Raw genomic sequence first — 12,661 nt, 5'->3', positions numbered from 1 at the left:
GTTAAGAAATCATCGTGGTAAAATCATTTTCTAAATCCTATTTGAGTAAGCTTTCAAAAAAAAGAAGCTGCTTCAAAAGAAACAGCTCACCTTTTATTACGATCTTTTTAGGTTATTTATCTGATTTTTAATTATAAAGGGTACAATACCGCGGTAGCCTGCTTATCCTTTGCTGACAAAACAGTCGCGCCACTTCCACATTGTCCGCCATTCATTAGCGATTGTGCATCGGTTCCTCCAAACCCAGGTACATTAATAGTTGTAGATTGATTGGTATGCCTAAATGAAATGGTATGCCCAAATTCATGTGTTATGGTTCTTGTACGTTGTGCGAAAGAATTGTTTTGAATCAGATTGCGGTTAATCCAAATGGTATTGCCCGCTTTACCGTTGGAGGTTGATAAATAAGCCTGTCCGCATGTAGAACTTCCAATTGTATTATCTACTTTAATTAGGATATCATAAACCGTACCTGTTGTAATCACAAATTTGAGTTTAGAATTAGGCACCGTATTCCATTGGTTGATTGCAGAATTGATTTCGCTGATCATCCCGTTTATAGAAGGATCGATTTTAACGCGGATATTGCTGCTGTTGGTTACAATATAGCCATTGTAATATTGTTCTGTGATTGGTTTTCCATTATCGGCAGGAACCTCCATATTTTTAGCAAATACGATATCGCCATCAACAACATAATTATCTCCACTTTCTACAATCTGTGCATCTGAAAATCCAAGATTTTTGATGTAAGCAAGAACTTTTTGATTTTGAGTGGTTTCGTTTTCCAGATCAGCTGGTATCTCATTTTTCTTTGAACATGAGATCACGACTACTGATAGCAATGCAATCAGTGCAGTTTTTTTAAATAGGTTTTTCATAGTTTAGGTTTTTGGTTTAGATCGTAATATGCTGTAATTGAGTATTACATCAATAAATATAACACAAAAAATACAAATATGTAATTTTAATACATGGTATATTGTATTTTTAATTAGTGTATTGTAATCTTGTCTTTGGCCCTAATCTATTTGTTGTTTTAGCGTATTACTTCTGAAAGAATGGAAAAGCAATATAACTACCCCTATCATAATCGAAATATCAGCGAAATTGAAAACACCTGTTTGGAAGAGGTAAAAATCCATATGCATAAAATCGGTAACCGATCCATGTACAATCCGATCATATAGGTTGCCAATACCGCCGCCTATCAGAAAACACAAGGCAATTTGCATACTGATTGGTAAATTACGTTTGGCAAACAGGAAATACAACCCATAGCCCAAAAAAAGTAATGGTAAGCCAGTTAAAATAATGAGCCTAAAAATATAGGGCATATTATCGCCAAGACTTAAAAATGCACCGCTATTTTCTACTTTGGTTAAGGTAAAACGGTCTTTTATGATGCTGATATGTTCATAATCGCTAATCTCGGTACGCACAATTTTTTTAGAAATCTGATCGCAGCCAAAATTCAATGTGAGCAGTAATAATAGAACAGACCACCTAAGGTTTTTAAACTGTTGCATGTTTTTATAATTAGAAGTTTACAGATATGTTAATTCCATCTCTGGAATCATTAATTCCTTACTTATCTCCGGTATTAGTTTTTTAAGATATGCTTCTTTTTCCTTATCGGCATTTATGAAATACCAGTTTTTACCGGAGTTGTAAGATATGCAAAGGAGATAATTTATAGCTTTAGCTTTTTTATCTTTAATTTTTACTTCAGAAATCTGCGGTAGTATACATTGAACTATCTGTGGTGACCTAAGTATTTGTTGAGGAGTTCCGGTATTAATATTGATATAAGATACACCTTTATCTGCAACGAAGTTCAAGGCCTTTCTAAGGACTGCTTTTGCAGAGTCAATCCCGCCCATAAGCACAATAACTTTTGGATGTGTATATTTAAATAAAGTTTGATAGTCATTATTTTTATAGGCGACTAACATCTCATTTGATTGTTTATTTAAACTATCTAAATAAAATTGAGCTTTAACTTGAAATCCACTAAATAAGAACAGAAAACAAACGAGTATTTTTATTTCTTTACCCATTTTCTATAAGGAATAATCAAGGCTAAGATAACGGCAAAAACACTCAATGTTTTTGCTATAATATCACCGCTTTTTACATAAAAGGTAATCTCGTCGTTTAGGTTAATGTTGGCCTTTATTGCTGTCCTTGTCCACCATTTGGTGCTTTGCGTGATGTCGCCACGTTGATTAATGAAACAAGATATACCCGTATTTGCAGAACGGGCAACATCACGGTGGGTTTCAATCGCTCTCAGTTTAGCGTACATCATGTGCTGGTCTTTACCAGAGGTATTTCCCCACCAGCCATCATTCGTAATAATAGCAATAAATTGAGCACCGTCTTTAACCTGTTCTCCGATCCAATCCCCCCATAAACTTTCGTAACAAACCACTGGAGCAGCGCCAATGCCACTTTGTGCATAAAGTACACTTGGTTTTTCCTGCCAACCCCAACCACCAACTGTTCCACCCAATTGTGCAAAAACACCATCTAAAAATGAAAATACTTTTGGGAAAGGCATTTTCTCTACCCCTGGTACCAGCTTAGATTTATGGTAAAATTGAACATTGGCAGAATTTTCTACCTGCATGGCTGTATTGAAATTGTCGAAATAAAGGCTTTGCTGATTGTCAAATTTAGCTGTTATCGTTTTTTTGTCAGGATAGATTTTAATACTTTCTATCCCTGTAATTAATGTTCCATTTTTGTACTTCGCCAAAAAGCTTTGTAGGTTGATGAAATCAGGATTGTTCCGGATTCTATCCTCATCTGCATAATTTGGAATGGCGGTTTCTGGCCAGATAAAATATTCTGTATTGGTTTGCCCAACAGAGTCTGATAGATGTGTCAATATCCTGATCTGTTCGGCTGATGGAATATTTTCTAGTTTCTGGTATGGATCGATATTGGGCTGAACCACCACAACATTACTCGGTGTACCTTTCTGTTCTGCCGTAAAGTATTTGGCTAATGAAATGCCGATGGGAATAATTACCACCAAAGCCCAGATTCCTGCAGTTCTAAACCTTAAATAACCTGTTTGTGATTTAAATTTCTTGTAGGCTTCAAAAGCTAGGATATTGCTCACTAAAACCCACAGCGAACCTCCGTAAACACCAGTATAATCATACCATTGCGCCAGCTGATGCATTCCTGCTAAACCATTACCCAGAGTCATCCAAGGGAATGCTAAATCCCAGGTTTGCTGCAAATATTCTAAAGCGATATAAAAGGCAATTAATCCAAGGTACGCGATTTTTTTATTTACGTATTTGCCCAATCGATAGTATAACCAGAAAGCAAAAGTCATTAAAAGTGCACCTAATCCATAAGGGATTAAAGAGACGGGGAGCGCCACCGCTGGGCCGTTGTAAGCACTTATAGCATTGTACACCCAATAAATTGATGCCGTATTCCAAACTAAAAAAGTTAAACCTGCAGTCAAGAAGATTCTTTTTCCCTGCTTTTTTTCCGCATAGCCTGAAATAGAATTGAGTGCAATGAATAAAGGTACCAGGCCGATCAACAACAAAGGTGTGGTAAAAGGGATTGGTGGCCAGGCTAGCCAGAGTAAAAATGCACTTAAGAGGGCGAGGAGGTAAGTTTGTTTAGATTTCATATAAGATTACTTGTCATTCTGACGCAGGAAGAATCTCTATGCGACAGAAAACTGACCTTGTTTTTGTTAACATAAGTGCAGTACGGTTGTGTTAAAGATGCTTCGTGCCTCAGCATGACAGGGGTTTACTTACAAACTATCTAAAATATTTGCTTTTTTAGCTTCGTATTCTTCCTGAGTAATCAGGTGTTTATCATACAAAGTTTTAAGCTTGCGTAATTTTAATGTAGTTTCGTCTTCTGGCTCTTCTACAACTTCAGCGATCTGAATAACGGGTTGTACTGGCTCAGGAGCTGGTTCGTAAGCAGGGATTTCGGCAAGAGGCTGAGCATTTAAATTGATGGGAGAGGCCGTTGCACGGTTTTCTTCCAGTTTTTGCTGACGGAGCATTTCCTTATACTCATCCAGTTGCTGGTTTGCAGCCTGATGCAATTTACGCGCCTGTACTTTCGGAATAAATTCGGTTACGATGTTTTCGCCATGTTGTGGTACACAGATAAATTTAGAACCAAAAAATTCTTCCTTAAACGAAACCTCTTTAATGCTTTTCCAGGAAATATCTTTAAAGTTCATGGTTAAGCCTAAATTACCTGGCTCGCAATAAAAAATACGCTTGTTCGAAATCGCGATGCTATCCGGCAACAAGTTTACCGCTGGTTTTTTCTGTACGGCTAAATATAAAAGTTCTTCGCCTGCTGTTAAAAGGTCGTTTAATTTTCCAATAACTTTTTCAACCGCTTTTGGGTCTTGCTCGTCACTCAGAAATCTATCTATACTAATCATAATATTTTTAAATTGTTGCGTTGGGTACGTTTTTGATGCTACTCTTCAGCATCTTCATATTTGTTTTTGCTTTTAATGTTGGGTTTCCCCGCTATGCAAATTACAAATTCTCCTTTTAAAGTATTGTTTTCAAAATGTGATTTTATTTCCACTAAAGTTCCACGAACCGTTTCTTCGAACATCTTGGTTAGTTCTCTACTTACCGATGCCTGCCTATCGGCACCCAGATACTGTGCAAATTCCTCTAAAGTTTTTAATAAACGGTGTGGACTTTCATAAAGTATAATGGTGCGGTCTTCTTCCGCCAATTTTTTGAACTTTGTTTGTCTGCCTTTTTTAACCGGTAAAAAACCTTCGAAACAGAATGCATCAGCAGGTAAGCCTGAGTTAACCAAAGCAGGCACAAAAGCCGTTGCGCCAGGCAGGCACTCTACTGCAATATCGTTTTTAATGGCTTCGCGTACCAGGAAAAAACCAGGATCGGAAATGGCAGGTGTTCCCGCATCAGAAATTAAGGCAATTTTTTGCCCTTCATTTAAAAACTTGATGATTTCGGAAGTGGCCTTATGCTCATTATGCTGGTGGTGTGAAAAAACCCTTTTATCGATGCCAAAGTGTTTAAGCATCGGGGCACTGGTACGGGTATCTTCCGCGAGGATTAAATCACATTCTTTTAATATACGGATCGCCCTAAAGGTCATATCCTCCAAATTGCCTATGGGCGTTGGTACGAGAAATAGTTTGCCATCCATATTTCGGTTTGCAGTTTACAGTTAACGGTTTACAGTTTTTTCCAAACTCCTTACCCCAAACTCCAAACTCTTGCTATCTTTGCTTAAAAAATTAAATAATGCTGCAAGTTAACTATATCCGCGAAAATAGAGAGAAAGTTTTAGAACGTTTAAGTATCCGTAATTTTAAACAGCCAGAACTGGTAGATGAAATCATTAAAATTGATGAGGACCGCCGTTCTACACAAACTTCCTTGGATAGTATTTCTGCTGAGGCGAATGCAGCTGCCAAACAAATTGGCGATTTAATGCGTACTGGCAAAAAAGAAGAAGCCGAGGAGATTAAAGCACAAACGGCTTCTCATAAGGAAAATATCAAAAACCTGAGCGATAAATTAAATGAGCTGGAAGCAGCTCAACACAATTTAATTGTTCAGTTGCCAAATCTACCTTACCATTTGGTAAAGCAAGGATCTACGGCAGAAGAAAACGAGGTTGTTCTAACGCATGGCGAGCCTGCTAAATTACCTAACAAGGCTTTGCCGCACTGGGAATTGGCTGCGAAATATGATATTATCGATTTCGAACTGGGTGTAAAAATTACCGGTGCTGGTTTTCCGGTATATAAAGGAAAAGGCGCAAAGTTACAACGTGCCTTGATTAATTTCTTTTTAGATCATGCTACTGAAGCAGGTTATAAAGAAATGCAGGTACCTCATTTGGTTAATTCGGCCTCGGGTTTTGGCACCGGACAGTTACCCGATAAAGAAGGACAGATGTATCATTCAACTGTTGATGATTTATATTTAATTCCAACAGCCGAAGTTCCGGTAACCAATTTATACCGTGATGTAATTGTTAAGGAAGAAGATCTTCCGATTAAAAATACCGCTTATACGCCTTGCTTCCGTAGAGAAGCAGGTTCTTACGGAGCGCACGTACGTGGTTTAAACCGTTTACACCAGTTTGATAAGGTTGAAGTAGTGCAGATTACCCATCCTGATAAATCTTACGAAACCTTAGAAGATATGAGCCAATACGTTCAATCTTTATTGAAGGAGCTGGGATTACATTACCGCGTATTGCGTTTATGCGGTGGCGATATGGGCTTTACTTCTGCCATGACTTATGACATGGAGGTGTGGAGTGCTGCGCAAGAGCGTTGGTTAGAAGTTTCTTCTGTTTCAAATTTTGAAACGTATCAGAGTAACCGTTTGAAATTACGCTTTAAAGGAAAAGAAGGTAAGGCACAACTGGCTCACTCATTAAACGGAAGCGCATTGGCATTACCACGTATTGTGGCATCTATTTTGGAAAACTACCAAACTGAAGACGGAATTAAAATTCCGGAGGCTTTAGTGAAGTATACCGGTTTTGATATTATTGATTAAACCTCACCCTATTATAGTAACTGTTAAAAGGGTGAGGGCATAAAAAAAGCTTTGCAGCAATGCAAAGCTTTTTGTTTTTTATATAGATAGATGTAATGCTGTATTGATTATAAAATCAAGATCAACAATAAAATGATGATAATGATTGCACCAACTGAAAGGTAAACACCTCCAGAAACTGCGCGGGCCTGACCTTTTAATTCTCTTAACTCGCTACGTAAAGCTTTACGTTCTGCTCTTGTTAAGTTCGATTTGTCCATGTCTCTGATCTCTTCAACACGGGTTTTAATTCTTTCCAGTTTTACTGCTTGTTCTGCAGTTAATTCTGTTGGGTGTTTCGCAGGTTTATCAGCTGCCTGAGCTGAATTAAAACTAATGCCTAGAGAGAAAACCAAGGCTAACGTGTAGATGAATTTTTTCATAATATCTAATTTTTTAGTGTTCGACCTCTACGTAACAAAAAACCTACCAAAATGTTCTGGTAGGTTTTAAAATGCATTGATTTAACTGTTAAAAATCTTATTTGATCTCGAAAATGGCATTTACTGTGAAATTCAGTTTAATTTTTTTGAAATCGATTTCTGGAGCGCCAGCGGCATCAGCCATTTCTGCTTTTATCGCATAATTTCTGTAAACAGGTTGTATTACATTGTCTCCACCATCTTGTATCTCAATTACACCACCTAATTTATCGCCTAAAGCCTCAACCATGTAAGCTGCTTTCTCTTTTGCTGCCAATAAAGCTTTAATTTTAAGCTCTTTTTTTATGGTTTCAATTTTAGAGTAATCGTAGCTTTCAATATTCGTATTAGCGATTCCTTTGGCATCTATCGACTCTAATATTGCATTAAACTTGTTCAGATCGCTAACTTTTAAGCGGTATTGTTTGCTGGCTAAGAAATCGGGGTTTTTCTTTTTTTCTGTAGCATAGTTCCAGCTACTTAAGTTGTTGATGGTTAAATTTTCTTTTGCAATGCCCGCTTTTTGTACCGCTGCAAATAATTGTTTCTCTAACTCGGTAATGTCTACTTTTTTCTTTCCGTTCAAATATTCTTTAAGCGAAATGCCGATATAAATAATATCTGGTGTTACTTCTGTTTCTGCGGTTCCGCTAACGTTAATTTTTCTACGTAAATCTACTTGTTGAGCCATCGCTGATGATAATCCTAAAAATGCAACCAGTGCAAGTGCTATTAACTTTTTCATAATTTATTTTCTTTGTGTGTACTGTAATGATGTAAACCGTGCACAAATTCCACACCGAGATTATCATTTTTTTTATTTTTTTGGAAATGAGCATCAGTATTTCAGCACTAAACCTGTCCCGCTATACATTTTAGCCCGAAGAAAAATCGGGGGCTACCGTTGTTATCGGGTTTATTAACAAAGGATTATGCTACTATCGAAAAAATCTATCAAACGTTAGCAATTGCGACTGCAATAATTTTTAACCTGAAAAATATTGTTCTTTTATCATGAAATATTCATTCAGGTATTTATCCATTAAAAAAAGCTATTGTTCTAGCCACCTAAACCCGACAAAGCGGATAGCCCGGAATGAAAGTGCAGCGAAATGAGGACTAATAGCGACGGCGGGACCGAATTGGCCAATGTGCATTGAAACCTGATTTTCTAAAATAAATAGAATGAGAGTAAAATTATGCGCAAGGTTTTATGCTTAAATAGACGGAATTATAAATGGTTATAAAACCTAGCGCAGCAGAGTTTTCTGCAGAATTTTAATCATGTTTTGCAATTAGGAATTGCAAAAAGAATTGAATTGTGGTTGTTAAACCTTTGATACTTTAACAGCAGTTGGCCCTTTTTGACCCATTTCTACTTCGAACGTAACTTTATCACCTTCTTTAATCTGGGTGATTAAACCGTTTGCGTGAACAAAAATACTGTCTTGTGTTTCAGTGTTTTTAATAAAACCGTAACCTTTACTGTCGTTAAAGAAAGTAACTGTTCCTTTTTTAACAGGATTTTCATCAATGATGTCCTCTTGTCTTGAAATACCGATCTGAATATCTTCTGTATTAATTACTTTCTTTTTCTTCGGATCTGGTGGAGTAGAAGAGATGTTTCCGTTTTCATCAACATAAGCCATCATATCTTCAAGCGCTAAACCTTTTTTTGCATTAGCCTGACGCTCTTCTTTTTTCTCTTGTTTGTCTTTTTGTTTTTTTAATCGTTTTTTTTCGTTCTCTTTTTTACTGTATGTTGCCTGAGATTTAGCCATATTTTATTTAATTGTTTTTGTTTTGAAAGGTGAGTGGAATGGAGAATTATACAAAGATAACAATACTAAAGCATAAACACGATTTTATTCGGTTATGCTCTTGTCATTTGGATGCGAACCACAGATGATTATAAATGTGTTTGCCATGGAAACACAGATTTACACGGAATTAATTTTTTTCTAATTTAAGTGTCTTTGCCGCCACTAGTTTTTTCTTTTTACCACAGATGAAGTGGATGAGCACAGATCAGGAGGATATAGTATCTGTGTTGATCTGTGAAAATCTGTGGTTAAAACCTGCTATTAATTAGCTGCTTATGCATAACAAATGCAAATCTCGGTCATCCTCGTTACAAACGAGGACGATTGAATGCTTATACCTTTTCCGTGGTTTCGGTGGCAGACTCTTTCTGTAAAAATCAGTGGTTAAAGCTTTAAGATAGTTTATTAACCCACTTATCTTTATCCACCTGATAAACAAAATTCCATTTTAAGGGTTCACCGTAATATGCTACCTCTAATTCAGCGATTTTAACGGCGTCTAATTTTTCTATCGCTTTTTGTGAACGGAAATTAGTAGCACCGATATGTAAGATTACTTTATCTACAAATTGAAAAGCATAATCAAACATTAAAGTTTTTAAAGCCTTATTATGGCCCTTTCCCCAAAACTCGCGGGCAATAAAAGTGTAGCCAACAGCAACAGAATGCTCTGTTTCATCCAATTCGTAGTATCTGGAACTGCCCACTACTTTATTGGTTTCTTTTTCATAAACGATAAAAGCACCCTTCGATTCTATTGCACCTTTAAAGAAATTTTCGAAAACCTCTCTTTTATATCGGTCTTTGTTCGGATGCTGCTCCCAAACCAAAGGATCGGAAGCTACTGCAAAAAGGACTTCAAAATCTTCTTCTTTTAAGGGAACTACTATAATTAAATCGTTTGTTAATGTAGGCTGTAAATCGAAATTCATATGGCTTTGAATGTAAAAACGGCTGGCTAAAGGGCCAGCCGTTTATAATTTATTGTTTGAGACCCCTGGAACAAGTCCAGTGTGACGCATCTGAATAGTTAGTTTACCAAACCTTCAATTTCTACCACTTCCTGGGCATCTTTTTGATAATCAACCTTATCAATTTCGAAACCGAATAAGCTTAAGAAATCAGATCTGTAACCTGGTAAATCACCTATTGCTGGTAAAGTTTCGGTTGTTGCTTCTTTCCAAAGTTCTGCAACTTTAGCCTGGATATCTTCACGCATTTCCCAATCGTCGATTCTGATTCTTCCTTTTTCATCAACAGGAATAGAGTTTCCGGTATATAAGCGTTCTGCATATAAACGTTGGATCTGCTCAATTGTACCCTCATGTACACCTTCAGCTTTCATTACTTTGTACAACAATGAAATATATAACGGGATTACCGGAATAGCAGAACTTGCCTGTGTTACCAATGCTTTATTAACCGATACATAAGCTTTGCCATCAATATCTTTCAATTTATCGCTGATTTTAAACGCAGTTGCTTCTAGATCATCTTTAGCTCTTCCAATAGTTCCTTTGCGGTATACCGGCTCGGTTAATGCTGGGCCGATGTATGAATAAGCTACTGTTGTTGCACCATCGGCAAGCAGGTTTTCCGCTTTAAGAGCATCAATCCACATTGCCCAATCTTCGCCACCCATTACAGCGACGGTATTGGCAATATCTTCTTCGGTAGCGGGCTCGATAGAAATTTCGGTCACATTACCGGTATGGAAATCGACGGTTTTATTGGTATAAGTTCCACCGATGGGTTTTAAGGTAGAGCGGTGAAGCACTTCCGTATCAGGATGTTTTCTCACTGGCGATGCCAGGCTATAAATTATTAAATCAACCTGGCCCAGATCAGCTTTGATCAATTCAATTGTTTTTTCTTTAATTTCTTTAGAAAAAGCATCGCCGTTAATGCTTTTTGCATATAAACCGGCAGCATGGGCTTCTTTCTCAAAAGCTGCACTATTGTACCAGCCTGGTGATGCAGTTTTGCCTTCAGAAGGTGCCTTTTCGAAAAATACGCCAATTGTAGAAGCGTCAGACCCATAAGCAGCAGCAATACGCGAAGCTAAACCGAAACCGGTTGATGCACCAATTACCAATACTTTTTTAGGACCATCTATAGCTCCTTTAGATTTTACATATTCAATTTGATTCTTTACGTTTTGTGCGCAACCATCAGGATGTGCGGTTAAACAGATAAAGCCCCTCATTCTAGGTTCAATAATCATTTTTGTTCTATTTACGTTTTGTAATGTTAAAATAAGTGCAATTTTAAGCATATTGAAAATGCCTTAATGCCCAAATCTTTAACGAAGATAAATTTTTAATTGTTTATGACTAAATGAATTTTAAATAATAAGCTTTTACATTTGTTTAATTCGTTTTAGGTCTAAATTCTATATTTAGAATATTATCTCTCTTCATATCGGTATCCAGGTAAACTGTCCGTGTTTTATCGCCATAGTAAATGCAAAGCACAGCTGTATTTGGTGGAACACTTCCTAAATTATCTGCTCGAAACAATAAAGTGTTTTTGCCTGGTTGCAATGTTAGATAAAACCGTTTGGATGTTTTTTTAACTGCAATTTTTTGATGGACCCATTCGTTATTAAGTTTTAAAGATACACTATCTCCATCTTCTACCTGGCCGTCCCAAATTTCAAGTTCTATCTGCTTGTTTTCAACTTGCATATTTGCAATAACATCGGTGTTTCTGTCGATGGGTTTTTCTGGAGCAATTTTTTTCTTTTGTATTTTTACAGGTTTATTGCCTATGGGTTGATTATCTGATAAGGTAGGTTTTGAATATGTGCTGTAAAACTTAGCCACTAGAAAAGTTGCAAAAGCATTTGAGCGGTTTGAAAAATCAAAACTATACATGTTTTCGCTTGTTTTAACAATCAAATTTCCAGTATTTGGCGGCTTGCGACCATAATTATCCGCAAAAAGTGCAAGCGTATTCATTCCAGTATCTAAATGTAGCTCATGGCTAAATTTTTTCTCATCAATGGCATGTTTGTTTAAAATCATCCTGCCATTTTGAATCAGTGTTATGGTGTCTGCATCTATAAGCTCTTCATCCTGTATGGCCAGGGTAACAACGCTATCTTTTGTGGTAATTGGATCGTAAATGCCGTAATAAATATTATTCTTCTCGGTAGGAGCCACTATCCTGGGAATATGAGGATTTGTCCAGGGCGTTGAATTTGTTTTTATTAAGGTAATCTTTTCGCGATATAAAAGATTCCTCATATTTACTTTTGAGCTTTCGTAAATTTCATCGCCCTCATCTAAACCCCGCATAAAAAGCCCAAAGTTATCGATCCACATCCGTTGCAAACTCAATTGTGCTTGTCTGGTTTTGGATTTACTCAGCGTAAGTACGCCATTTAGATAGGGCATCCACTGTTTAATTTTGAAAGGGGTTTCTATTATCGGGTATTTATTTCGACCAATGCCCAGTTGGGTACTGTTTTTTTTAACAAGCAAGAGCTCATAACTAAATATAAAATCACCATATGTAATTTTTAAGTTGGCTGGATAAAGCATCTTTTCAGTTGCTTTGCCAATATTCAATTGCATATTAATTGGTAAAGCCGTAGGATAAGGACGATACTTAAAATCCCAGGTACCCGTAAAGTTTTGAGCCTTTGCTCCGGTCAAAATCATGAGTAACAAAATTCCCAAAAGAAAACGCATATGATTTTCAATGAATAAAACTTAAAGATAAGTGTATAACATCTTTTTTGAGGATTAATTTAAAGTTAAATTATTTGCTTTGTCCATTTTCTCTTAATTTAGCGCCACACAGATAA

Annotated in this window: 13 protein-coding genes; 1 reads left to right on the top strand and 12 read right to left on the bottom strand. The window is 36.8% G+C overall.

The window, feature by feature from the left end; genetic code table 11:
- Window positions 1-131: 131 nt before the first annotated feature.
- The 6 genes from EYS08_RS00980 to rsmI form a co-directional block, all read right to left on the bottom strand.
- On the bottom strand, window positions 132-881 hold the full coding sequence (locus EYS08_RS00980) for a M57 family metalloprotease (RefSeq protein ID WP_131028001.1): 750 nt from the start codon (window positions 879-881) through the stop codon (window positions 132-134).
- A 141-nt stretch (window positions 882-1,022) separates the two neighbouring features.
- On the bottom strand, window positions 1,023-1,529 hold the full coding sequence (lspA, locus tag EYS08_RS00975; RefSeq protein WP_131028000.1) for a signal peptidase II: 507 nt from the start codon (window positions 1,527-1,529) through the stop codon (window positions 1,023-1,025).
- 18 nt (window positions 1,530-1,547) lie between these two features.
- Window positions 1,548-2,060, bottom strand: a complete 513-nt coding sequence (locus EYS08_RS00970; protein WP_131027999.1) for a hypothetical protein — start codon at window positions 2,058-2,060, stop codon at window positions 1,548-1,550.
- On the bottom strand, window positions 2,045-3,661 hold the full coding sequence (lnt, locus tag EYS08_RS00965; protein ID WP_131027998.1) for an apolipoprotein N-acyltransferase: 1,617 nt from the start codon (window positions 3,659-3,661) through the stop codon (window positions 2,045-2,047). The genes EYS08_RS00970 and lnt overlap by 16 nt, the downstream gene beginning before the upstream one ends.
- 129 nt (window positions 3,662-3,790) lie before the next feature.
- Window positions 3,791-4,444, bottom strand: a complete 654-nt coding sequence (locus tag EYS08_RS00960; protein WP_131027997.1) for a PH domain-containing protein — start codon at window positions 4,442-4,444, stop codon at window positions 3,791-3,793.
- Window positions 4,445-4,482: 38 nt separating this feature from the next.
- A complete protein-coding gene (gene rsmI, locus EYS08_RS00955) occupies window positions 4,483-5,196 on the bottom strand; it encodes a 16S rRNA (cytidine(1402)-2'-O)-methyltransferase (protein ID WP_029277358.1) in 714 nt (237 codons plus the stop codon).
- A gap of 98 nt (window positions 5,197-5,294) precedes the next feature.
- On the opposite strand from rsmI, the gene serS reads away from it, so the two are divergent.
- Window positions 5,295-6,566, top strand: coding sequence for a serine--tRNA ligase (gene serS / locus EYS08_RS00950; RefSeq protein ID WP_131027996.1), 1,272 nt, complete (start codon window positions 5,295-5,297; stop codon window positions 6,564-6,566).
- A gap of 107 nt (window positions 6,567-6,673) precedes the next feature.
- Here serS and EYS08_RS00945 read toward each other — a convergent pair whose 3' ends face one another.
- The 6 genes from EYS08_RS00945 to EYS08_RS00920 all read right to left on the bottom strand — a co-directional run bounded on the left by EYS08_RS00945 (window position 6,674) and on the right by EYS08_RS00920 (window position 12,545).
- A complete protein-coding gene (locus tag EYS08_RS00945) occupies window positions 6,674-6,988 on the bottom strand; it encodes a hypothetical protein (RefSeq protein WP_131027995.1) in 315 nt (104 codons plus the stop codon).
- Between the two features lie 97 nt (window positions 6,989-7,085).
- Window positions 7,086-7,772 (bottom strand): SIMPL domain-containing protein, encoded by a 687-nt coding sequence (locus tag EYS08_RS00940; RefSeq protein ID WP_131027994.1) that lies wholly within the window; start codon window positions 7,770-7,772, stop codon window positions 7,086-7,088.
- Between the two features lie 583 nt (window positions 7,773-8,355).
- Window positions 8,356-8,808 carry a cold-shock protein gene (locus EYS08_RS00935; RefSeq protein ID WP_029277369.1) on the bottom strand — a complete coding sequence of 151 codons (453 nt, stop codon included), beginning with the start codon at window positions 8,806-8,808 and terminating at the stop codon, window positions 8,356-8,358.
- Between the two features lie 434 nt (window positions 8,809-9,242).
- Entirely contained in the window at window positions 9,243-9,782 is a 540-nt protein-coding gene (locus EYS08_RS00930; RefSeq protein WP_131027993.1) for a GNAT family N-acetyltransferase, read from the bottom strand.
- Window positions 9,783-9,880: 98 nt separating this feature from the next.
- Window positions 9,881-11,074, bottom strand: a complete 1,194-nt coding sequence (gene fabV, locus EYS08_RS00925; RefSeq protein ID WP_131028309.1) for an enoyl-ACP reductase FabV — start codon at window positions 11,072-11,074, stop codon at window positions 9,881-9,883.
- 145 nt (window positions 11,075-11,219) lie between these two features.
- Complete coding sequence (locus tag EYS08_RS00920) at window positions 11,220-12,545, bottom strand: hypothetical protein (RefSeq protein ID WP_131027992.1); 1,326 nt, start codon at window positions 12,543-12,545, stop codon at window positions 11,220-11,222.
- Between the last annotated feature and the right edge of the window lie 116 nt (window positions 12,546-12,661).

Origin of the sequence: Pedobacter kyonggii (assembly GCF_004310665.1) — a bacterium.
GTDB classification, from domain to species: domain Bacteria; phylum Bacteroidota; class Bacteroidia; order Sphingobacteriales; family Sphingobacteriaceae; genus Pedobacter; species Pedobacter kyonggii.
This window is presented reverse-complemented; position numbering and strand designations above follow the sequence as displayed.

Coding starts and splice junctions, on each gene's coding strand:
- EYS08_RS00980 (WP_131028001.1), bottom strand. CDS start 881: ATGAAAAACCTATTTAAAAAAACTGCACTGATTGCATTGCTATCAGTA.
- lspA (WP_131028000.1), bottom strand. CDS start 1,529: ATGCAACAGTTTAAAAACCTTAGGTGGTCTGTTCTATTATTACTGCTC.
- EYS08_RS00970 (WP_131027999.1), bottom strand. CDS start 2,060: ATGGGTAAAGAAATAAAAATACTCGTTTGTTTTCTGTTCTTATTTAGT.
- lnt (WP_131027998.1), bottom strand. CDS start 3,661: ATGAAATCTAAACAAACTTACCTCCTCGCCCTCTTAAGTGCATTTTTA.
- EYS08_RS00960 (WP_131027997.1), bottom strand. CDS start 4,444: ATGATTAGTATAGATAGATTTCTGAGTGACGAGCAAGACCCAAAAGCG.
- rsmI (WP_029277358.1), bottom strand. CDS start 5,196: ATGGATGGCAAACTATTTCTCGTACCAACGCCCATAGGCAATTTGGAG.
- serS (WP_131027996.1), top strand. CDS start 5,295: ATGCTGCAAGTTAACTATATCCGCGAAAATAGAGAGAAAGTTTTAGAA.
- EYS08_RS00945 (WP_131027995.1), bottom strand. CDS start 6,988: ATGAAAAAATTCATCTACACGTTAGCCTTGGTTTTCTCTCTAGGCATT.
- EYS08_RS00940 (WP_131027994.1), bottom strand. CDS start 7,772: ATGAAAAAGTTAATAGCACTTGCACTGGTTGCATTTTTAGGATTATCA.
- EYS08_RS00935 (WP_029277369.1), bottom strand. CDS start 8,808: ATGGCTAAATCTCAGGCAACATACAGTAAAAAAGAGAACGAAAAAAAA.
- EYS08_RS00930 (WP_131027993.1), bottom strand. CDS start 9,782: ATGAATTTCGATTTACAGCCTACATTAACAAACGATTTAATTATAGTA.
- fabV (WP_131028309.1), bottom strand. CDS start 11,074: ATGATTATTGAACCTAGAATGAGGGGCTTTATCTGTTTAACCGCACAT.
- EYS08_RS00920 (WP_131027992.1), bottom strand. CDS start 12,545: ATGCGTTTTCTTTTGGGAATTTTGTTACTCATGATTTTGACCGGAGCA.